The 20,676-nt window shown below is 44.3% G+C and carries 23 protein-coding genes; 14 read left to right on the top strand and 9 right to left on the bottom strand.

Features of this window, described 5'->3' with window-relative positions:
- The first annotated feature begins 11 nt into the window (after positions 1–11).
- From atpB to hrpB, 12 genes are all read left to right on the top strand, one after another.
- On the top strand, positions 12–845 hold the full coding sequence (gene atpB, locus NLG07_RS03215; protein ID WP_254856268.1) for a F0F1 ATP synthase subunit A: 834 nt from the start codon (positions 12–14) through the stop codon (positions 843–845).
- A gap of 48 nt (positions 846–893) precedes the next feature.
- Positions 894–1,115, top strand: coding sequence for a F0F1 ATP synthase subunit C (gene atpE / locus NLG07_RS03210; protein ID WP_026376053.1), 222 nt, complete (start codon positions 894–896; stop codon positions 1,113–1,115).
- Between the two features lie 47 nt (positions 1,116–1,162).
- A complete protein-coding gene (gene atpF / locus NLG07_RS03205; RefSeq protein ID WP_254856267.1) occupies positions 1,163–1,633 on the top strand; it encodes a F0F1 ATP synthase subunit B in 471 nt (156 codons plus the stop codon).
- Positions 1,634–1,646: 13 nt separating this feature from the next.
- Positions 1,647–2,180 carry a F0F1 ATP synthase subunit delta gene (atpH, locus tag NLG07_RS03200; RefSeq protein WP_254856266.1) on the top strand — a complete coding sequence of 178 codons (534 nt, stop codon included), beginning with the start codon at positions 1,647–1,649 and terminating at the stop codon, positions 2,178–2,180.
- Between the two features lie 13 nt (positions 2,181–2,193).
- Complete coding sequence (atpA, locus tag NLG07_RS03195) at positions 2,194–3,735, top strand: F0F1 ATP synthase subunit alpha (protein ID WP_254856265.1); 1,542 nt, start codon at positions 2,194–2,196, stop codon at positions 3,733–3,735.
- A gap of 60 nt (positions 3,736–3,795) precedes the next feature.
- Positions 3,796–4,656 (top strand): F0F1 ATP synthase subunit gamma, encoded by an 861-nt coding sequence (gene atpG / locus NLG07_RS03190; RefSeq protein ID WP_254856264.1) that lies wholly within the window; start codon positions 3,796–3,798, stop codon positions 4,654–4,656.
- Between the two features lie 33 nt (positions 4,657–4,689).
- Positions 4,690–6,072, top strand: a complete 1,383-nt coding sequence (atpD, locus tag NLG07_RS03185; protein WP_254856263.1) for a F0F1 ATP synthase subunit beta — start codon at positions 4,690–4,692, stop codon at positions 6,070–6,072.
- Positions 6,073–6,113: 41 nt separating this feature from the next.
- Entirely contained in the window at positions 6,114–6,536 is a 423-nt protein-coding gene (locus tag NLG07_RS03180) for a F0F1 ATP synthase subunit epsilon (RefSeq protein WP_254856262.1), read from the top strand.
- Positions 6,537–6,681: 145 nt separating this feature from the next.
- Positions 6,682–7,017 (top strand): Ig-like domain-containing protein, encoded by a 336-nt coding sequence (locus NLG07_RS03175; RefSeq protein WP_303049218.1) that lies wholly within the window; start codon positions 6,682–6,684, stop codon positions 7,015–7,017.
- 97 nt (positions 7,018–7,114) lie between these two features.
- Positions 7,115–7,756, top strand: a complete 642-nt coding sequence (locus tag NLG07_RS03170) for a response regulator transcription factor (RefSeq protein ID WP_254856260.1) — start codon at positions 7,115–7,117, stop codon at positions 7,754–7,756.
- Positions 7,757–7,785: 29 nt separating this feature from the next.
- A complete protein-coding gene (locus NLG07_RS03165; RefSeq protein ID WP_254856259.1) occupies positions 7,786–9,345 on the top strand; it encodes a histidine kinase in 1,560 nt (519 codons plus the stop codon).
- A gap of 113 nt (positions 9,346–9,458) precedes the next feature.
- Positions 9,459–11,942: an ATP-dependent helicase HrpB gene (gene hrpB / locus NLG07_RS03160; RefSeq protein WP_254856258.1), complete on the top strand. Its 2,484-nt coding sequence runs from the start codon at positions 9,459–9,461 to the stop codon at positions 11,940–11,942.
- Here the strand turns inward: hrpB and NLG07_RS03155 are convergent.
- The 3 genes from NLG07_RS03155 to NLG07_RS03145 all read right to left on the bottom strand — a co-directional run bounded on the left by NLG07_RS03155 (position 11,929) and on the right by NLG07_RS03145 (position 13,449).
- A complete protein-coding gene (locus NLG07_RS03155; RefSeq protein WP_254856257.1) occupies positions 11,929–12,480 on the bottom strand; it encodes a CIA30 family protein in 552 nt (183 codons plus the stop codon). The two genes, hrpB and NLG07_RS03155, sit on opposite strands and share 14 nt — an antisense overlap.
- 66 nt (positions 12,481–12,546) lie before the next feature.
- On the bottom strand, positions 12,547–12,978 hold the full coding sequence (locus tag NLG07_RS03150) for a carbohydrate porin (protein WP_254856256.1): 432 nt from the start codon (positions 12,976–12,978) through the stop codon (positions 12,547–12,549).
- Positions 12,979–13,074: 96 nt separating this feature from the next.
- Complete coding sequence (locus NLG07_RS03145; RefSeq protein WP_254856255.1) at positions 13,075–13,449, bottom strand: DUF3127 domain-containing protein; 375 nt, start codon at positions 13,447–13,449, stop codon at positions 13,075–13,077.
- Between the two features lie 221 nt (positions 13,450–13,670).
- Between NLG07_RS03145 and NLG07_RS03140 the strand changes: the two genes are divergently transcribed.
- Complete coding sequence (locus tag NLG07_RS03140) at positions 13,671–14,027, top strand: hypothetical protein (protein ID WP_254856254.1); 357 nt, start codon at positions 13,671–13,673, stop codon at positions 14,025–14,027.
- Here the strand turns inward: NLG07_RS03140 and NLG07_RS03135 are convergent.
- Positions 14,009–14,911 (bottom strand): YafY family protein, encoded by a 903-nt coding sequence (locus NLG07_RS03135; protein ID WP_254856253.1) that lies wholly within the window; start codon positions 14,909–14,911, stop codon positions 14,009–14,011. The two genes, NLG07_RS03140 and NLG07_RS03135, sit on opposite strands and share 19 nt — an antisense overlap.
- A gap of 85 nt (positions 14,912–14,996) precedes the next feature.
- Here NLG07_RS03135 and NLG07_RS03130 point away from each other — a divergent pair, with 85 nt between their 5' ends.
- Positions 14,997–15,251, top strand: a complete 255-nt coding sequence (locus NLG07_RS03130; protein ID WP_254856252.1) for a hypothetical protein — start codon at positions 14,997–14,999, stop codon at positions 15,249–15,251.
- Positions 15,252–15,289: 38 nt separating this feature from the next.
- Here NLG07_RS03130 and NLG07_RS03125 read toward each other — a convergent pair whose 3' ends face one another.
- From NLG07_RS03125 to NLG07_RS03105, 5 genes are all read right to left on the bottom strand, one after another.
- Positions 15,290–15,580, bottom strand: coding sequence for a type II toxin-antitoxin system RelE/ParE family toxin (locus NLG07_RS03125; RefSeq protein ID WP_254856251.1), 291 nt, complete (start codon positions 15,578–15,580; stop codon positions 15,290–15,292).
- Complete coding sequence (locus NLG07_RS03120; RefSeq protein WP_254856250.1) at positions 15,581–15,811, bottom strand: CopG family transcriptional regulator; 231 nt, start codon at positions 15,809–15,811, stop codon at positions 15,581–15,583. It abuts the gene before it with no gap.
- A 124-nt stretch (positions 15,812–15,935) separates the two neighbouring features.
- Positions 15,936–18,983, bottom strand: a complete 3,048-nt coding sequence (locus NLG07_RS03115; RefSeq protein ID WP_254856249.1) for an AAA family ATPase — start codon at positions 18,981–18,983, stop codon at positions 15,936–15,938.
- Positions 18,980–20,176, bottom strand: a complete 1,197-nt coding sequence (locus NLG07_RS03110) for an exonuclease SbcCD subunit D (protein ID WP_254856248.1) — start codon at positions 20,174–20,176, stop codon at positions 18,980–18,982. The genes NLG07_RS03115 and NLG07_RS03110 overlap by 4 nt, the downstream gene beginning before the upstream one ends.
- Before the next feature lie 110 nt (positions 20,177–20,286).
- Positions 20,287–20,538 (bottom strand): hypothetical protein, encoded by a 252-nt coding sequence (locus tag NLG07_RS03105; protein ID WP_254856247.1) that lies wholly within the window; start codon positions 20,536–20,538, stop codon positions 20,287–20,289.
- Between the last annotated feature and the right edge of the window lie 138 nt (positions 20,539–20,676).

Genomic DNA, 20,676 nt, shown 5'->3' with positions numbered 1-20,676 from the left:
TGGGTTAAACAATGGCATCTGAATATAGTACTACCGATTATATCAATCACCATTTAACTAACGCCGTGATGTGTACCACCGAAAATGGCATTGCCTTTAATAAAGCGTGTAAAGACGCTGGATTTTGGGCTTGGCACGTGGACACCTTAGCATGGTCGATTGGTTTAGGGGTGTTGTTCCTTTGGATTTTCACCAGCGCAGCTAAAAAAGCCACCACGGGTGTGCCGACAAAAGGCCAAGCGTTTATCGAATTAGTGGTTGATTTTGTCAATCAAAACGTCCGCGATACTTTCCATGGTAAAAGTGCCATCATCGCACCACTGTCCCTGACAATTTTTGTTTGGGTACTATTAATGAACTTGATGGATTTGGTTCCTGTTGACATCTTACCGACGATTGCTGGTTTGATTGGCTCTACTTTCTTTGGTATGGACCCACATGACGTATACATGAAAGCGGTACCAACTACGGATTTGAACTTGACCTTCGCCTTAGCGATTGGTGTGTTCTTCCTAATCCTTTATTACTCTATCAAAATGAAAGGCGTTTCAGGTTTTATGAAAGAACTAACGTTACAGCCGTTCAATCACCCTGCGTTTATTCCGGTGAACTTCATCTTGGAATCAGTAACGTTACTTGCACGTCCTGTGTCTCTTGCACTGCGTCTGTTCGGTAACCTGTACGCGTCTGAATTGATCTTTATTTTGATTGCTACTCTTGGGTTCTTCCAGCTTCCGCTGCATTTCCCTTGGGCAGTATTCCACATTTTGGTTTTACCATTACAAGCGTTTATTTTCATGATGTTGACCATCGTGTATTTAAGCTTGGCATGTGAAGACCATTAATTTTTTTAACTTTTAATTTTTTAACTTTAACTTAACTCGGAGAACAAAATGTTATATATCGCAGTTGCTCTATTAATCGGTATGGGTGCTTTAGGTACGGCAATCGGTTTCGGTTTATTAGGTGGTAAATTCCTAGAATCTGCTGCTCGTCAACCAGAACTAGCGCCTCAGTTACAGGTGAAAATGTTCATCGTAGCGGGTCTTATCGATGCGATCGCAATGATCGGTGTTGGTATCGCGTTATACCTATTATTCGCTGTTGGTGCTTAATTTTTTTACGAACATTCTTTAGCGAATTTAAATAGGAGAGCGGTCAAATGAATATCAACGCCACTCTAATAGGTCAATTAATTGCGTTTGCGGTCTTTGTATGGTTCTGTATGAAACATGTATGGCCACCGCTTTTAGGCGCAATTGAAGAGCGTCAGAAGAAGATAGCCGATGGCTTGGAAGCTTCTGAAAAAGCTGAAAAAGACCTAGAAGAAGCTCAAGCACAAGTTGCTGAGCAATTAAAAGATGCCAAAGCGCAAGCAGCGGAAATCATCGACCAGGCCAAGAAGCGTGCGTCTCAAATCGTAGACGAAGAAACGCAACGCGGCCACGCCGAGCGTGAGAAAATCATTGCTCAAGGCAATGCCGAGATCGAAGCTGAACGCAACCGTGCCAAGGAAGAATTGCGTAAGCAAGTCTCTGCGCTAGCCGTTGCAGGTGCAGAGAAAATCTTAGCGCGCGAAATCGATGAAAAAGCTCAAGCCGACATTGTTGCAAAACTTGTCGAAGAACTATAAGGGAGTCTGAGCCATGTCTGAATTGACTACAGTTGCTCGCCCTTATGCCAAAGCGGCTTTTGATTTTGCAGTCGACAAAGGCGTCGTAGCACAATGGCAAGAAATGCTTGTGTTTGCTGGAGCCGTTGCCCAGGATGATGCGATTAATAACATCATCACCAGTGCAATGAGCGCAGACAAACTGGCCGAAGTTGTCATCGGTGTGTGCGGCGAACAAGTCGACGAGAACGGTCAGAACTTAATTAAAGTTTTGGCAGAGAACCAACGTTTACAAGCTTTACCAGCAATCGCTGAGTTGTTTAACGAATTCAAAGCTGATTATGACAAAGAAATCGAAGTCGATGTCAAATCTGCGCTTGAGTTAGACGCTAAACAGCAAGATGCGCTTGGTAAAGCCTTAGAGAAACGTTTGGCACGTAAAGTGAAGCTTAATTGTAACGTGGATCCAAGTGTTGTGGCAGGCTTAGTCATTAAAGCCGGCGACATGATCATTGATGGTTCCGTCCATACTAAATTGAACCGTCTATCAGACGCGTTGCAAGCATAACGGGGATAAGAGCATGCAACTTAATTCCACTGAAATTGCAGAACTGATCAAAAAACGAATTGAGAAGTTTGAAGTAGTAAGTGAAGCTCGAAACGAAGGTACTATCGTTGGTGTAACCGACGGTATCATCCGCATTCACGGCCTAGCCGATGTCATGCAAGGTGAGATGATCGAGCTTCCAGGTAATCGTTACGCTATCGCACTTAACTTAGAACGAGATTCTGTTGGTGCCGTAGTGATGGGTCCTTACGCGGACCTACAAGAAGGTACAAAGGTCCAAGCAACTGGCCGTATCTTAGAAGTACCTGTTGGTAATGCATTACTAGGCCGTGTTGTGAACACGCTAGGTGCGCCAATTGATGGTAAAGGCGCGATTGACGCAGACGGCTTTGAGCCAGTTGAAAAAATCGCACCAGGTGTAATCGAACGTCAATCAGTTGACCAACCAGTACAAACTGGTTATAAGTCTGTTGACTCGATGATCCCAATCGGCCGTGGTCAGCGTGAGTTGATTATCGGTGACCGTCAAACAGGTAAAACAGCTTTAGCCGTTGATGCCATCATCGCTCAGAAAAACACAGGCATTAAGTGTGTGTACGTGGCGATTGGTCAGAAAGCATCAACGATTGCCAACGTAGTACGTAAGTTAGAAGAACACGGTGCATTAGAAAACACCATCGTGGTAGCTGCATCTGCTTCAGAATCAGCAGCACTTCAGTACTTAGCACCATATTCTGGTTGTACTATGGGTGAATATTTCCGTGACCGCGGTGAAGATGCGTTGATCATTTATGATGACTTATCTAAGCAGGCAGTTGCGTATCGTCAGGTATCATTGCTATTGAAACGTCCTCCAGGTCGTGAAGCATATCCTGGTGACGTATTCTACCTCCATTCGCGTCTACTTGAGCGTGCTGCTCGTGTGAACGCGGACTATGTTGAGAAATATACTAACGGTGAAGTGAAAGGTAAAACAGGTTCATTAACTGCATTACCAATCATTGAAACGCAAGCGGGTGACGTATCTGCATTCGTACCAACCAACGTAATCTCAATTACCGATGGTCAGATCTTCCTAGAAACTGACTTGTTTAACTCAGGTATTCGTCCTGCGGTTAACGCCGGTATTTCAGTATCGCGTGTTGGTGGTGCAGCGCAAACCAAGATCATCAAGAAACTTGGTGGTGGTATCCGTTTAGCACTTGCTCAGTATCGTGAATTAGCGGCGTTCTCTCAGTTTGCATCGGATCTTGATGATGCAACACGTGCTCAGTTAGAGCATGGTGAGCGTGCGACTGAATTAATGAAGCAAAACCAATATGCACCTTTATCGGTTGCAGAAACGGCTTTCTCATTGTTCGCGATTGAAAAAGGTTTCCTAAAAGACATTGACTTAACCAAAGTCCTAGACTTTGAAGCGGCACTTCATTCATACATGAATGCAGAGCAAGCTGAACTAGTTAAGACTATCAATGAAACCGGTAACTACAACGACGACATTGAGCAACAAATCCATGCAGCGATCACTAAATTTAAAGAGACGCAAACGTGGTAATCAATGTGCCTTTACGCGGTAACGTGTAAAGGCTAATCGTTTAGTAACGGAGAAATAGTCATGGCTAGCGGTAAAGAGATAAAAGGTAAGATTGGGAGTATCAAGAATACTCAAAAGATTACCAGTGCGATGGAAATGATGGCTGCGTCCAAAATTAAAAAGGCGCAAGACCGGATGGCGGCTACCCGTCCCTACGCACAAAACATGCTAAAAGTGATTGGTCATATTGCCAATGGTAGTTTGGAATATCGTCATCCTTATATGGAAGAACGTGAAGTCAAGCGCGTTGGTTATATTGTAGTATCGACAGACCGCGGTCTGTGTGGTGGCCTCAACTCAAACGAGTTCAAATTGGTTGCTAAAGATGTTGCAAAATGGCAAGAACAAGGTGTTGAAGTTTCTTTTGCAGCACTTGGCGGCAAAGCAGTGGGTTTCTTCTCACGCTTTGGTGGCAAAGTCCTAGCAGCGGAATCTGGTTTGGGCGATAAGCCTAAATTAGCCGACATCGTGGGCTTGGTTCGCGTGATGTTAGACGCTTACGATAATGGTGATTTAGATCGCATTTATCTGGTGTATAACCACTTCGAATCTACCATGTCACAGGTACCTGTGGCCAATCAGTTATTACCTTTGCCAAAGTCGGAAGACGAAGATTTACAGCATCGCTGGGATTACATTTACGAGCCAGATCCAAAAGAAATTTTGGAAACATTAATGGTTCGTTACATTGAATCTCAAGTGTATCAAGGGGTTGTTGAGAATGCTGCAGCGGAACAAGCTGCCCGTATGGTGGCTATGAAAGCCGCAACGGATAACGCAGGTAATCTCATCGACGAATTACAGTTGGTATACAACAAAGCACGTCAAGCAGCGATTACTCAGGAAATTTCTGAGATTGTTGGCGGCGCAGCAGCGGTGTAGGCAAGGTTTATTAAGGTTTAAAGAGGACAAATTATGAGTCAAGGTAAGGTCGTCCAAATCATCGGTGCGGTTGTGGATATTGAATTCCCACAAACTAACGTACCGCGTGTATATGATGCACTAAAAGTGACCGATGGTGACTTAGCGGGTCTAACCCTAGAAGTGCAACAGCAACTAGGTGGCGGAGTTGTCCGTGGTATCGCACTAGGTACTACTGATGGTCTACGTCGTGGACTTACTGTAGAAAACACGGGTGAAGCTATTCAGGTTCCAGTGGGTACTGCCACACTAGGCCGTATCATGGACGTATTAGGTAACCCAATTGATGAAGCGGGTGACATTGGTGAAGAAGAGCGTATGTCTATTCACCGTGAAGCACCTAGCTATGAAGATCAATCAAACGCGGTTGAACTACTTGAAACTGGTATCAAGGTAATCGACTTGGTCTGCCCATTTGCTAAGGGTGGTAAAGTTGGTCTATTCGGTGGTGCGGGTGTTGGTAAAACCGTAAACATGATGGAACTTATTCGTAACATCGCGATCGAGCACAGCGGTTACTCAGTATTTGCTGGTGTAGGTGAGCGTACTCGTGAAGGTAACGATTTCTATCACGAAATGAAAGATTCGAACGTACTAGACAAAGTATCACTAGTATACGGTCAGATGAATGAACCACCAGGTAACCGTTTGCGTGTTGCTTTGACTGGTTTGACAATGGCAGAAAAATTCCGTGACGAAGGTCGTGACGTACTTTTCTTCGTTGATAACATCTATCGTTACACGCTTGCAGGTACTGAAGTATCAGCACTTCTAGGTCGTATGCCTTCTGCGGTAGGTTATCAGCCTACGCTAGCGGAGGAAATGGGTGTACTTCAGGAGCGTATCACGTCAACTAAGACTGGTTCAATCACATCTATCCAGGCCGTATACGTACCTGCGGATGACTTGACTGACCCGTCACCAGCAACGACGTTTGCTCACTTAGATGCAACCGTAGTACTTTCACGTGATATCGCGTCTTTGGGTATTTACCCTGCGGTTGACCCGTTAGATTCTACTTCACGTCAGCTTGACCCATTAGTTATTGGTCAAGAGCACTATGATACAGCACGTGGCGTTCAATCAGTACTTCAGCGCTATAAAGAACTAAAAGACATCATCGCGATTCTTGGTATGGATGAATTATCTGAAGAAGACAAGCAAGTGGTATCACGTGCTCGTAAGATTCAACGTTTCTTATCTCAGCCATTCTTCGTAGCAGAAGTCTTTACCGGTTCTCCTGGTAAGTACGTCTCTCTTAAAGACACTATTGCTGGCTTTAAGGGCATCTTAAACGGTGATTACGACGATTTACCAGAGCAAGCCTTCTACATGGTTGGTTCAATCGAAGAAGCAGTAGAAAAAGCAAAAGCGTAAGGCTTTTGCTTAACTACTGACACCACGTATAAGGGGGTTATATGGCAACAGCAACAGTACACTTGAGTGTAGTATCGGCGGAAGGCGCTATCTTCCATGGCGATGTCTCTGCAATTCAAGTGACAGGTAGTGAAGGTGAACTAGGTATTCATCCTGGTCACGCGCCACTATTGACAGCCTTGCGCCCTGGAATGGTTCGTTTAGTTGAGAACGGTGCAGAACAATTTATCTATATTGCTGGTGGTACCTTAGAAGTACAACCACAAGCTGTTACGGTACTGGCTGATACAGCCGTACGTGCAGAAGACCTAGATGAAGGTGCGGCACAAGAAGCTAAGCGTCACGCAGAAGAACAAATTGCGAATCCGGGTGCTGACTTCGACCATAAAACTGCTGCCTTGCAGTTGGAAGAAGCCATTGCGCAGTTACGTCTCATCAAACAGATGTCACAATTACGCAAATAAGCTCGACAATATTGATAATAAAGACCCAGCTTTGTGCTGGGTTTTTTTATGTTTAATCATTAAGAAAAAAACCTAAGAAAAAGGCTTAGAGATTAAATAAAGAAACTTATTTAGAATGAAATTCTAATTTTAAAATAGGTTTACAATGAAATATTTAGTTGTCTATATTTTCCTTTTTTGCTGTTGGGTATTTTCTACTCCTACCTTAGCCAATAATGTGCCTGTTGGTTATAATTTGGTACGAACCGTATATTCTGGGATGCCTTTAACAATAAGGTTGCTAGGAAAGGATGATGATGGTGATGCGTTAATTTATCACATTGTCACCCAACCATCTCATGGCATTGTAACCATTGAGAATAATATTGTAACGTATCGCGTCAAAGACGATTACTCAGGTGAAGATCACTTTACGTATAGTGTGTCAGACGGTATCGCGCAAAGCGAGCCAAAAACAATTACTATTAAAGTCATTAAATAGTGTATTAATCTAAGAAAAAAGCTTAGATACCGCTATTGAATTGCGGATTCAATGATTGTTATTATAAAAGACTGTTAACTATTTTTAGGAAAATGATGTGACCTCAGTTGTATTAGTTGACGATCATCAAATGGTCAGGGATGGCTTTCACCAATTAATTGATATTGAGCCCGGTTTTGACGTAGTCGGAAGTTATGGCAGTGTAGAGGAAGCAATAGCTTCTGGTGATTTAGACAAAGCTGAAATCCTTATCACAGATATATCTATGCAAGGTGATGACACTGGGTTTGCTTTGGTTGAATATGTCAATACTCATAACAGTTATTGCAAAACCATTCTGGTTAGCATGTACGAAAATACTCATTACGTCAATCAAGCCCGTAATTTAGGTGTGAAAGGTTTTGTGAGTAAGCGCGAGGCATCAGATTCTCTCATCTTTGCACTGCACCAAATTAACCAAGGCGGTGTCTATTTTAGCAATGACATCAAACAATTAATGCCACAAGCTGAAGCAACATTGCAACAGTTCAATGAGTTGACTACCCGTGAACAAGAAGTATTTTTGGCTTTAGCCAAAGGGTATGAAGTAAAACATATTTCGAGCATCTTAGATATTGCCGTCAAAACAGTTCATACCCACAGACGTAACATCATGAACAAATTTCAATACAATTCTACTTTTCAAATCACCAAATTTGCGTTAAAACACGGCATTATCCAGCATACTGAATTATGTTGATATTCAATCAACAAATCAATGGCTGAGTAATGCGGACGCTAATATACCCAATTGCACTTTTTATTTTCGGTTGCCTGTTTGGCTTTATCGGTTATTTCATCACGTTACAATACGAACTTATTCCAGGCATGGTGAGTTGGTATGTGCCTCATGGAATAAAGCTCGTTGCGTTGTTTATTTTACCATTTCGCTATTGGTTAATCTTTTTATTGGGGTGTAATACCGGAGACAACACCTATTTATATATGGTTGTGGATGCCGCCGCAAACTCTATGGTGACGTTGTTGCAAGGCGCAATAAGCTTTACCTTGTTGGAAATGGTTACCGGTGTCGTCATCAGTAAGTTAGCAAGATATTTTGTCAAAGGTTCATGGTTTCATTTGCACAGCATTATGTGGCTTATATTGCTGACGCTTGCCTATCGGTTGATGTACCTTTCAGCGGCAGCACTGTTGGAGCTTGGATTTTATGCCAACATCCCTAGCAATGTGTACATAGAATACTTTATCGCGCAGCAACTCTCTGGGTACTTGGTGGGATTTTATTTTTTCACTTGTCATCTCCTTTGGTTGTGGCATTCACAATGCGACGATACACGACATCGCACCTCACAAAAAAACGTGATTTTTGTGGTCAGTGTCTTGGCGTTATCTATCCTGGGCTTTTTGCATATCACGCCGCACTTAGATTATCTGTTAAGGATTGCGTTGTTTATTCCACTCATTCTGATGGCGGCACGGTTTGGATGGTATGGCGTGATGTTGACCTCCATAGTCGTTAAGACCAGTTTATTGGTGTTTTTGTGGCAAGCAGAAGGGGCTTTGCTGATTGAATATCAGCCTTATATGCTCAGTTACAGCTTGGTTGCCTTACTGATAGGTGCAGTATTGTATGAAAAGGATAATGCGCAGTATGCATTAGAAAAGCAAAACAGCTCGTTAGAACGAATGACTGAGCGCCTTCAAGTGTTAGGGCGTAATATTTTGAATAATCAGGAGCGGGAGAGGCAGTATTTATCGCAAGAGCTGCATGATGAAGTCGGGCAAAATATCATCGCATTGAAAACCACTATTCGGATGCTAGAGGTAAACAACCTGCATCCCCAAAAAGCCATTGATACGCTTAAGGTCCGAGCGGATGATATCTACAGCAGTGTTTATCATCTAATGCATTGGCTTAGACCGGTCGTCTTAGATGATTTTGGTTTGTACAACACGTTAGGAGGAACCTATTTTAGGGAAAAATTAGACAGTGTTGGCATTGTATATCAAGTCGATCGTCTCGAAGAGTTGGCATTATCTGCGTTAATGGAAACCGCTATTTTTCGTATTGTACAAGAGGCGATTACCAACACGATTAAACATTCTAATGCGACGACCTTTAGACTGAGTTTGTTTCAAGAAGGTCACTCCGTCCGGTTGATATTAAAAGACGATGGCGATAAACAACATCTTTCGAGTGCCTCAAATACGGGTAAATTTGGTTTAGAAGGTATACATGTTCGTGTCGCAGCACTCAATGGCTTTTGCATAATCAGTGATTCAGATGGCTTTTTGATTGATGTCCAACTACCATATGAAATGAGATAAAGGAGAATAAATGATTTTGTATGGCGATACACGCTCGGGTAACTGTTACAAATGCCAGTTAACTGCGGCAATGGTTGAGCGCATTCAAGCCGCCCCTGGCTTTGCAGCAATGCATGTCTGATTTACCCATCACACCTAAGCTTTCAAATATCTGTCAAACGCTCGTCAAAGAGCGGCGTTTGGTATTAAGTGCGGAGCCTGGAGCGGGTAAATCGACCCAAGTACCACTGGCATTGTTAGCCGAGCCGGAGTTTGGTTCGCAGCAAATTATCTTACTGGAGCCTCGCCGAGTTGCGGTCAAAGCGTTGGCAGAATTTCTAGCTGCGAGTTTAGGTGAAGTAGTCGGCCAAACAGTTGGATATCAAGTGCGTAATGAAGCGAAGCACAGTTCGAGTACACGCTTGATGATTGTGACTGAAGGGATTTTGACGCGCAAGATCCAATCCGATCCCGAACTAGAGGGTGTCGCTTGTGTAATCTTTGATGAATTTCACGAGCGCAGCGTGCATGCCGATCTCGGTTTGTTGTTGTGCCGAGAGATCCAACAAGGTCTCAGAGAAGACTTGGCGGTACTTGTAATGTCAGCGACTTTAGACAGTGAACAGGTTAGTCAATATCTTGATGATGCGCCAGTTATTACCTGTGAAGGGCGAAGTTTTCCCATAGACATTGAGTATCAGCCATTAGCGATAGATAGTGCTCCTTCTCCGCAAATAGGCAAAAAAATCGCCGCAGAACTAAATCGTACATCGGGTGATATTTTGGTTTTCTTAGCGGGTCAAAGCGATATCAGACGGGTACAGCAATGGTGTGAAGATAATGTTGCCGGAGCAGCGGAGTTTTATGCTTTGTATGGGGCAATGGATCTCAGAGCACAGCAGAGATTGATGCGGCCCACAAAAGATTCTGCTCGGCGGGTGATATTGGCAACGAACATTGCCCAAACGAGTTTAACGATCCCGAATATCACGAGTGTGATTGATACAGGATTGCACAAAATGGCACAGTTCGATCTCAAAAGCGGATTGACGCGCTTGGTGACACAAAAAATCAGCGCTGCCGATGCGACGCAAAGAGCGGGACGCGCTGGGCGAGTTCAGGCTGGCCGTTGCATTCGTCTGTGGGTACAGTCGCAACAGCTCGTGCCATTTACACCTGTAGAGATTGCGCGTGTTGATCCGACCGACTTAATGCTTGAGTTGACGGCATGGGGATATTCTGTGTTGTCTGATGCACCATGGCTTGACGTGGATTGGCTTGATGCACCGCCGATGCATCATTTGGGATATGCTCGTGATGGCTTACAAAGAATTAATGCAATCAGTCGCAAGGGACAGATCACTGCTCACGGTCAAGCGCTACTGGGTTTTGGTTTGGATTGGCGCAGTGCGCATATGATTTTGTGCTCATTGAATCGTTCATCAGATACCGCTGTGGCAGCTGTGGTGTTGGCTGCACTCCTAGGAGAGCGCGATGTGTTACTCCACGCTGATACTGTGGATGTTCGTTTGCGGGTTGCGGCGGTCATGGCGTTCTGTAATGACGAACCAGTGATGAAAAAATATCATCATGGGGCGATGGAGAATATTGCGCGCACGGTACAGCGTTTATGCCGAAAGTTGTCATTAGCACTTCCTAAAAAGTTGGCCGATGGTGCGGTTTTGGAAGCCTGTATTATAGGGTTTGCAGAGCGGTTGGCGAAACGATCAGGCAAGGGGTATACCATGGCCATGGGACGAGGCGTCGTACTTGACGATGTGGATGGTGTCAGTCGTTTTACATGGTGTATTGTGCTTGATGCGGATGCGCAATACAGCCATGGTCGAGTGTTTTTAGCCATGCCTGTAATGGATGACTCGATCTTAGCGAGCCTTCCTGTGCACACGATTGTGCAGGCTAAATATTCTAACAACACATTGAATATTATTGAGCGTACGAGTTTTGGCACCTTGACCATACAGGACAAAGTGATTGCTGAGCCCAATCCTGAAACCTATCAAAAAGCCCTATGCGATGTTATTCACACCCAAGGACTAGGTTTTTTGCGCTGGGATGACGCTTGTGAGCGCTGGCTGTCACGGGTCAAATGGCTAGGCATAACCTGCCCTGATAGATTCCCTCAGATTGATGAAGCGTATTTGCTACAAAACATCGATTCTTGGTTGTTAGCGTATCAAACGCCTACTATCAGTATCAAAGCCTTACAGCAAGTCGCGTTGATGCCCTTGTTAAATGCCGTGTTGGAGTATGAGCAACAATCTTTGTTGGCCAAGGAAGCACCGGAAAGTTATCTCGCTCCAAGTGGTCAACAAGTCAGTATTCGCTATAGTCATCAGCATGCACCGACGGTGAGCTTGCCACTGCAATGGGTCTTTGGAGAGCTTGCTTCACCTAGGTTGGGGTGTGACAAAGTACCGTTGAGATTTGAGCTCTTGTCGCCTGCTCGCAGACCTATTCAGACGACACAAGACTTGGCGGGGTTTTGGCAATCATCCTATCAAGATGTCGCCAAGGACATGCGCGGTCGCTACCCTAAGCATCGTTGGCCAGACGATCCATTATCTGCCACAGCTGGGGCGTCGATTAAACGCCGCTAACGTTTTGCCAATATATCTCACTCACAAGCAAGCCAAACTCGCCTGGTTGCTTATCCGTTAACATGAAGCTCATTTGTTTGACGTCTTGCCAACGTAAAGGCTTAGCGTCAGGGACTGCCCGACCACGCCATGAAGCCTTAAAATCATCAAGAGACAAAATATGGGTCACGGTTTGATTCGGCACAGTATCAATACGCGCAAAATAGGCAATGGCATTCCATTGCGTTGAGGTACGAAAACGAACCTGATAGGTACGACCATCCCCCGTGACGGTGAGCTTTAGCTGTGCATCTGATGGGATCTTATCCTGTGGTAAATAGACTTCACGACGAATGGAGGCAAAACCGCCGTTGTTTTCAACGGACATTTCACCCAAAAACACCAACTCAAAATTGTCATTGGTTGCTATATAACTCTGTGAGATGCCACCCATAACGCGATCGTCAACGCTAAACCATGGCATATTTTTGTCAAATAAACTCAATTGCCATGCTCCAGTTGTCATTACAGATAAGAATAGATAAAGAGATAGGATCATGTCATTTTTACGCTAACCGGAAAAATAAGTTCATCGATGTTTGAAATAGACGTTTAGAAAAGAGATTTAAAATGAAATTTCGGTACTCAATCCAAACACGAGCGCTTCTTTGGTCGAAAGCGTACTGTTTTGCGGTTGAATATACTGAATTTGCGGTTTGACCAGATAGCGATTGTGCCACTGTTGTTGATAGTACAACTCATAAATGACAGGCGCGTCTTCTATGATGGGGCTTAGTGTTTCTAGGTACGTGGCTTCGACACCAATGATGCTTTCTGTGGTTGGCGTGTCAATGATCTTCCACTCTCCTGCCCACTGCACAGCACTGCGATGTAGCCAATGTTGAATGTTGGCTTCAGACGTGTCAGATAAAGAGAAATCAGCAATTACTGGTTCCACGTGAAACGTGGTTTGTAAGTCATCAGAGTCTGTGCTGAATGCTTGAACGGGCGAAATCCATACGCCACACAGCAAGCACACAAAAAGTGGTGTGCGCATATCCATTGCCTAGTGTTAAGTGAGTGTTAAATCTTATCGACAACTTCACTGTAGTATTAAGAGGTTGGTGTGTAAATAGATTTTTCTCAGACTTATCTAGAAGGGGATATCGTCCATATCGTCGTCAAAATTCGGTTCTGACACTTGATTGGATGGCGTAGAAGTTTGCGGCGGATAACTTTGTGATGGTTGCGCACTCTGTCCATTGTTTTTTTGCAGTTTCCAGCCTGTGAGGTTGTTATAATACTTGCCGTTGTACTCGCGACCACGAAGATTAAATGACACAGTCACGTCATCGCCCACATTGAGATCGTTGAGCAAATCAGCTTTATCTTTCAAAAACTCCAATGAGATGTCTTGAGGATAACTCCCATCGGGTACGGTCACAATAAGTTCACGCTTAGTAAACCCACTTGCAAAGGTTTGTGGTTCTTGAATGATTTTAACTGTACCGGTTAATTCATAGTTCATTGCGTTTTCCTTTATTCGGGGGGTTTATCTAATGTGCTTATTATACACGGTTTGCTGAGCACAGGTGTTTGAGGCTTCAGAAATTAAAAAAATATTACCTTTGTGGCAAATTGCACATCAAAAAGCTGAACTCATGGTCGCAGAAGATGCTGTACAAACCCATTACCATGCAAATTGCTAAATAGGGCAACTCCATCGCAGTTCGATTACCCAAAAAACTCGTGAAACAATTGGGGCTTAAAGAAGGCGATAATATCGAGGTCGACTATCGAAAAACGCTTGGTTATCTCGAGATGACGCGAATGCGCGATAGTTTTTTTGATACTTATATCATTCTTTACTTATTAGATGATAATAGCCACAAAGCAGAGATTGCTGAGTCATTGCTTAAACAAGGTGGGCACATTAGTATCCAAGTGCTAAACGAAACCTTAGTGAATCTGTTAAGTCTTTCAGCACTTGTTATTCTGGCGCGTAAATCACTTCCACATCATCTGCCGAATAGTGTTGCTCGACTTGCCAGAGATCGTAAGTTGCTTGTAGGTTTAACAAGATTTAATCAAAACCCCCACTTCTGAAGCGCTTCCCGATTCGCCACCATCACCTGCTTCGCTTTTCCTATTTGTTGTTTATCCTCATCACTCAGTGCTTCCCCTTCAGTCTCCCCCTGTGTTGCATCTGGGATGTCATCGGTTAAATTAAGCTGCAACATCTTGAGCAGGTAGGTCAACAAAGAGGCTCGCACTGTTAATACGCGTTGCCCATCTGTCATGCCATAATCCCGAGCAACGACGGCTTGTTGTGCTTCGGTCAAATACGGATGTGGGACAATCACCACGTCCACCATAGTATGCCAATTGATATCCTCAGTAGAGTCGATTGTGGCCGGGCCTTCTTCAATCACTTCTCCGACAAATCGCGTTAATACAAAATCCCGAAAATCTTGATTTTTTTCGCAATACGCCCGCACATGCCAACGCACTCCCGAGTGGGCAATGGCGTGTGGCACGATGATTCGACCATCTTTATTGGGCGCGTTGACTGATCGATAATCCACATCAATACGCAAATTATTGGCAATGGCGCGATTGATCCCTTTAAAAATCTCAGGCTCAATCGCAAAACGAGGCATTGGCAGAAACTCAGCATTAGGCAAACAAAATACGTTATGCGCCGCCGTTTTGTTGTGTGCACTCAAGCGCTGCACAAAATCAAGGTACTCATCTACCTTCCCTTGGGTCAAATATGGCGTAAACGTAGCGCTCGCAAGGTGACGCTTGCGCGTATTGCAATACGTAAAATTCGTATCACTAATGTCCTTTTGATAGGTCTTGACGATTTTCGATACTTGAGGACGACCTAAACCGAAATACTCACACAAATGATTACTGCAAAACTCGCCTTCCCATTGCAACAACACTTCGATGAGCTGGTAGCGTTGGAGGGTTTCAAATTTGGTCATGGACGGCATCCTTAATGGTCTGATTGCGGTTTTGCGTAAGGTATGATGAAATCATTCTATGAATTAATCAGCCCACAGACAACCTATGAAAAAATTGCTTGCCGAACTATCATTATATCCACTCGATAATCAGTATATTCCACCCATCAAAGATTTCATCGAGCGACTCAATCAATATCCTGAGTTGTATGTCAAAACCTCAGCTACGAATACACTGGTCATGGGTGAGCATCAGCGGGTGATGGACGTGATCAGCAAAGAGCTTGAAATCACCCATGAGCAAACGGAACAAGCGATTTTGGTGTGTAAGTTTTTAAAATGTCCGGAGGATTTTGGGTAATACCAACATTGGTAAATTAAGTACAAAGTATTGCTCGATCACAGCCACTCATCGGTATCTTGTCCTCCTAGTACGGCCATTATCTCTACCATACCATCTTGTTTAACTCTAAAATAAATACTGTCTGAACCGTAGACACATCTTCTATAACCCAAACGAATATGGTCGACTGACTGATAATTAAGAGGGTTTAAAGATATATTTTCGAAAGTTTTAAAGAACCCCCAAAAATACTGGTCAGCACGTAACTCTCCAAATGAATTGAACCCATAACGATAAATTCGTCTCAAATCTTCTTTGGCATTAGATGATATTTCGTAGGAGACCATTTATCCTTTTAACTCGGATTTGAATTCATCTAATATTTCTTGTGGTGATTGAGAGACGAATCCACTCATTTCAGCTTCTGCAAGTTTTTGATTAATTGCTTCGGCGCGTCTAGCACGTCGAATAAGGTCGTTAACGATCTCACTTTTGTTGGAATAGTCTCCTACATTTTCAACATGACTCTTTAGCCATGCATCATTTTTTTCAGTTAATGTGATACTTTGACGTGGCATAATTTATACTCGAATTAAGCTAATCTCTGGTGTAATTATACACCAGCCGTGTGGAGTTACCAAAAAATCGTGTTGTTTAAAAAATTGGCTATGTATCTATGTTCAGTTCCCGCAGTAAAAAATTCTACGCCACACACTCCACCTCCAAACGACTTCCCTGACTGTCTTTGTGTACCAAGATTTTGTTGGGGAACTGATCTTTCATATGCTCGACATGACTGACCAAGCCAACCGCTCGCCCACTGGCTTGTAAGTCACTCAAGACATTGATCACAAGTTGCAAAATATCACTGTCCAATGAGCCAAAGCCTTCATCAATAAACAGCGTTTCCAGCTGAATACCGCCAGCATACTCTTGCACGACTTGTGAAAGTGCGAGCGCTAAGGCCATCGACGCAATGAAGGATTCGCCTCCAGATAGTGAACTCACCTCGCGCAACGTACCGGTGTGATTGTCGACTACCCCTAAGTCGAGTCCTTTGCCGCCCCGCCCTTTGCTGTCGGTGAGTCGCTCAAAATGAAATTGTCCTCGCGTCATATGGGTCAAATGGTCCGAGGCGACACTGAGCACATCATCTAGCATGACGCCTAACACATAGCGATGTAGGCTGACTTTGTTGTCCGTATCGCCATTGGCAATTTTGGCCAGTGGTTCAATCGCATCGAGCTGTGCACGCAGATTGTGATTCGCCGCATCTAGCTTAGTGAGTTCATCAGCGACGTGAGTTAAGCGTTGTAACTCACGATTGGCATCATCACGTTGTGCTAATGTTTCAGTCACCTTAGCCTGGGTATTTTCCAATACTGTTTGTAGCGCTTCTAAGTCGGGGCGCTGTTTATCCTGCAGTTGCTCATCGAGTTGGGCGAGTAACACCGTATTGGCAGTGAGCGCATTGTCGTGAGACGTTATCTGCTCTTTCAGAGTGTCTGACTGTTCAGTTTGCTGGATTGCTGCTTGATAAGCCGCCTCATCAGATAATGGACTCTTGGCAAGTTGTGTTTCCCACTCTTTTGTTGCTTTATCCAAAGCCTCCTGCTCTAAAATAAGCTGTTTCTGGGCATTTTCCGCGTTAGCTTGTGCGGCAGCGAGTGTATTGGTTGCATTTTGTTCTGCTTTTTGCGCTTCACAGAGCGCGTGTTCTAACCTAGAAATAGTACTTGTCACAGTTTGCAGACGTGCATTGACGGCCGCCGTATCTCGCATCGAGTCAGGTATCTGCGTTATCAACTCATCGTGATCCTGCTGTAACTGGGTAAGCTGACCTTTTAATCCCTCTATCGTATTCACCGATGTTTGTATTTGTGTACGTTGGGAATCAATAGATTGCTGCAACGTTTTGGCCTGTTGTTGCAGCGTCACAACGCACCGACTGGCTTGCTGGGCTTGAGTAATGTGTGTTTGGAGCTGACCGATCCTTGTGTCAATGTCGGATTCACTTAATGAGCGGTGTTCGCCTAAGGCATCAAGGCAGGTTTGCAAGGTGACTTGTGCCTGTTTAAGCTCGGTTTGTACCGTTTCAAATCGATTGTGATACTGCTCTAATTTTACACGCGCGTCTTGTTCTACTTTCAATGCATCATCAATGGCCTCTTGAGTGACATTGGGTACTCCGACCAAGGCTTTGGCTGGCTCGGGGTGTTCTGTGCTCCCACACACCAAACACGGGGCATTGGACTGCAGTGTTTGAGCCAAGACATATGCTTGGTTTTGGTGCCAATGCATTTGCAAAGTTTGTCTTGCCTGCTCCTCCTTTGAGACCACTTGCTCTTGTTCAGCAATAGCCGTTTTCCCTTTGGCAATACTGGCTTCAGCCTCTTTGATGTTGGTAGCGACCTTATCCCGCTCGACGATTTGGGTTTTGACTTGTTGCGCAGCATGAAGCTTGGTTAACCACGACGATTCAGTCTTTGCTATATCTTGTCGGGTCGTAATATCACTCAATAGCTTGGTCAAACGTGCTTCATCTGCTTCAACTTGTTGCGTGGCTTGCGTTAGCCCTTGTTGTAGTGAGCCGACGTGTTGTTGCTTGCTCGTTTGCTGAGTGATTATTTGTTCGAGTTGAGTGAGCTGTTTTTGGGCGGTGTCTAACGTGGTTTTTTCAGTATTCAATGCTGGAATTTGTGCGGCAGATTGAGTGGCTTGAGCAAGCGCAGTCGATGTTTGTTCCAGTTGTTTGTGACGAGTCTCAAGGTCAGCTTGCTTTTGCTCGTTATCCCTCACCGCGTGGTCAAGACGACCGTTTGCTTGGATGCGCTGTTGCGCAAACGGCGCTAAATATAGCGCAGCTTCAATTTGTTTGACTGTGCGTTGATGTTGCGCAATGGATGCTGTGGATGCATTGAGCCTTGCTTGTTCTGCCAGCGCCTGTTCGTGCTTGGTGAACAGCTCAGCAAGCGCACTGCTTTTATCAAAGGTTTGTTGCGCTTTGGTTTGTTCGGCAACCGCCGTTTTGTATGCACTGTCTGCATCCTGTTGCACAGTGGTGGCGGCTTCTATTTTCGTATTGAGGGCTTCTTTATTTTGCACCTCGACACTGGCAAAAAGATTCGCTCGTTGAGTAAGCCCATGCGCATTGTCTGATTTGAGTTTCTTATACTGCTCAAGAAGATGATTGGTAATATCTTGGTACATAGTGGTGCTAAACAAGGTTGCGTAGATTTTTTCACGTACCGCAGATGATGAGGTGATGATTTCGCGAAATTGACCTTGAGGCAATACAATGACTTGCGCAAATTGTTCAGCGGTCAGTCCAATTATGTGTTTGATTTTGAGGTCGGTTTCTCGCTTTTGCTCGGCAAAATCTGCCCACTCACCCTCGTCGTTTAGTATCGAAAGCTCAACGGTTTCGGGTTTTTCGTTTTTGAGTTTAGGTGGATGATATTTGGGTTTTCTGATGATCCGATAGGCTTGCCCACGCACTTCAAACATCAATATTACTGAAGCTGTGCCATCCGGAATACAATGGTCACACAGCAAGCGTTTATTTTGACTCGTATCGATACCGGCTTCGCCATAAAAAGCAAATGTGATGGCGTTTAAAATAGTGGATTTACCCGCTCCTGTGGGTCCTTCAATCAAGAAGATCGGGTTGTGTCCAAACTTGGTAAAATCAACGATTTGCTCATCTGCATAAGGACCAATGCTGCGCACGCTCAAGGATAATAACTTCATACTAGATCCTCTGTGTTCTCAGTATGTGCCATCTCTTTTGCATCATCTATGTTCCCTGAGCTAACCGAGTTAATTGCGTTGTTAAGTAATTGGGTTTGTGTATCATCCATGTTTGAAAGCCCCTCACTTGTATAAAAATCTTGAACGATGTCTTGTGCGGAACGCTGTTTGATATTGGCCACCTGAGATTGAGCGTGCCCCGTTGATAACTTACTTTGTTCTAACCCCGTATTACGCAGCTCCACGATATTAGGGTAATACTCACGCAAGCGACTTAATGGATTGTGCGCGCGTTTGACATCCGTTAATTCGATACGAATAAAATCATCTGGATTGGGATCGCTTGGCGCATCCTTAAGAATATCCTCAAAGGTATTTTTTATGATTCGGACATCCCGTAAAGGGGAAATAGGGAGCAGATCATACTGGGATTCCCCTTGGGAAAGTGTCACTAAGGTCACGGATTTATCATGGTTCGCTTCGGATAACGAGTATTTTAATGGAGAGCCACAATAGCGAATATGTTCTGCGCCTTTGTGATGAGCGCTGTGCAAATGCCCTAGCGCGACATAATCAAAATCCATCATTGGCTCGGCACTCACTTGATCGCTTCCCCCAACGCTTAACGTACGCTCTGAATCAGTGACTTTACCGCCTTGTACAAAGCAATGGCTCAGCAACACTTTGGGCGAGTTTGATGTATGCGCCGCTTTGACTTGCTCTACCAACAAGGTGTGGGCTTCGTCATAGGTTTTGACCGAGTCACCTGTCGCAGCTCGCACGGAGATTGGATCACAAAAAGGAATGCCATAAAAATACACCGGCTCATCGTCGCCCAATATCACAGGCTGAGTGACGTCTTTTAAGTCAGTGAGTAAATACAAACCGGCCCGCCTCACAGCCTTTTTGTTCATCCCCAAACGCACGGGGCAATCGTGATTACCTGAAATCAATACGACAGGGATATTCAGCTCATCTCGGCAGCGGTCGAGAAACGATTCAAACAGCGCAATAGCTTCACGGGCGGGTGTTGAATTGTCGTACACATCGCCAGCGATGATCAGCGCATCGACTCGGTTTTGTTCACAATATGCTAAGATCTGATCAAGCATATGCGCTTGTTCGTCATGCAGGCTGATGTAGTTGAAGTGTCGCCCAATGTGCAAATCTGAGGTGTGAATAAATCGAAACATGCTGATCCCAGTTGTAAGAGAAAGTTAACTATAGCATGAGAAGTCGGGAGTAAAAGGACTGAAAATTTTTGAGGACAAAGATATGTTGCTTTTGGCAACAGATGATTAGATTATCCGATTCGACTGTCTTGCTCCAAGATTTTGCGAAGAGCTTCTTTGACGGGCACAACGTCCTGTTTTTGGATGAGTGCCAAAGCCGACTGGTTACCAAATTCCTGTCGAGGAACTGTTAGCCACGCCGCCATATCTTGTAAATTATCCCCCATCACCATGATCAGGTGATCAATAACGGGAGACAAGTCGATGATCTCGTTTTGTTCCAGTAAGGCGTTTAGCTGTGTAATAAAATTGACTCTGGTCATAAGCTTATCTATGCAATGTTTTATATTTATAAAGGTTTGGCCGTTACAAAGATCATTGCGCAGCAAATAACAAACCGCTCTACATATCTTTCCGTATATGTAGGATGAATTTATACAACTCCCCATTCTTAACTTTTT

This window comes from Alteromonas sp. LMIT006 (assembly GCF_024300645.1).
GTDB lineage: Bacteria > Pseudomonadota > Gammaproteobacteria > Enterobacterales > Alteromonadaceae > Opacimonas > Opacimonas immobilis.
This window is presented reverse-complemented; position numbering and strand designations above follow the sequence as displayed.

Excerpts from the sequence above, each read along its gene's own strand:
- NLG07_RS03105 (WP_254856247.1), bottom strand. The coding sequence starts at position 20,538 with ATGACCAGAGTCAATTTTATTACACAGCTAAACGCCTTACTGGAACAA.
- atpB (WP_254856268.1), top strand. The coding sequence starts at position 12 with ATGGCATCTGAATATAGTACTACCGATTATATCAATCACCATTTAACT.
- atpE (WP_026376053.1), top strand. The coding sequence starts at position 894 with ATGTTATATATCGCAGTTGCTCTATTAATCGGTATGGGTGCTTTAGGT.
- NLG07_RS03120 (WP_254856250.1), bottom strand. The coding sequence starts at position 15,811 with ATGCCACGTCAAAGTATCACATTAACTGAAAAAAATGATGCATGGCTA.
- NLG07_RS03130 (WP_254856252.1), top strand. The coding sequence starts at position 14,997 with ATGAAAAAATTGCTTGCCGAACTATCATTATATCCACTCGATAATCAG.
- NLG07_RS03135 (WP_254856253.1), bottom strand. The coding sequence starts at position 14,911 with ATGACCAAATTTGAAACCCTCCAACGCTACCAGCTCATCGAAGTGTTG.
- atpA (WP_254856265.1), top strand. The coding sequence starts at position 2,194 with ATGCAACTTAATTCCACTGAAATTGCAGAACTGATCAAAAAACGAATT.
- atpF (WP_254856267.1), top strand. The coding sequence starts at position 1,163 with ATGAATATCAACGCCACTCTAATAGGTCAATTAATTGCGTTTGCGGTC.
- hrpB (WP_254856258.1), top strand. The coding sequence starts at position 9,459 with ATGTCTGATTTACCCATCACACCTAAGCTTTCAAATATCTGTCAAACG.
- NLG07_RS03110 (WP_254856248.1), bottom strand. The coding sequence starts at position 20,176 with ATGTTTCGATTTATTCACACCTCAGATTTGCACATTGGGCGACACTTC.
- NLG07_RS03165 (WP_254856259.1), top strand. The coding sequence starts at position 7,786 with ATGCGGACGCTAATATACCCAATTGCACTTTTTATTTTCGGTTGCCTG.
- NLG07_RS03175 (WP_303049218.1), top strand. The coding sequence starts at position 6,682 with ATGAAATATTTAGTTGTCTATATTTTCCTTTTTTGCTGTTGGGTATTT.
- atpD (WP_254856263.1), top strand. The coding sequence starts at position 4,690 with ATGAGTCAAGGTAAGGTCGTCCAAATCATCGGTGCGGTTGTGGATATT.
- NLG07_RS03155 (WP_254856257.1), bottom strand. The coding sequence starts at position 12,480 with ATGATCCTATCTCTTTATCTATTCTTATCTGTAATGACAACTGGAGCA.
- NLG07_RS03180 (WP_254856262.1), top strand. The coding sequence starts at position 6,114 with ATGGCAACAGCAACAGTACACTTGAGTGTAGTATCGGCGGAAGGCGCT.
- NLG07_RS03145 (WP_254856255.1), bottom strand. The coding sequence starts at position 13,449 with ATGAACTATGAATTAACCGGTACAGTTAAAATCATTCAAGAACCACAA.
- atpH (WP_254856266.1), top strand. The coding sequence starts at position 1,647 with ATGTCTGAATTGACTACAGTTGCTCGCCCTTATGCCAAAGCGGCTTTT.
- atpG (WP_254856264.1), top strand. The coding sequence starts at position 3,796 with ATGGCTAGCGGTAAAGAGATAAAAGGTAAGATTGGGAGTATCAAGAAT.
- NLG07_RS03150 (WP_254856256.1), bottom strand. The coding sequence starts at position 12,978 with ATGCGCACACCACTTTTTGTGTGCTTGCTGTGTGGCGTATGGATTTCG.
- NLG07_RS03115 (WP_254856249.1), bottom strand. The coding sequence starts at position 18,983 with ATGAAGTTATTATCCTTGAGCGTGCGCAGCATTGGTCCTTATGCAGAT.
- NLG07_RS03125 (WP_254856251.1), bottom strand. The coding sequence starts at position 15,580 with ATGGTCTCCTACGAAATATCATCTAATGCCAAAGAAGATTTGAGACGA.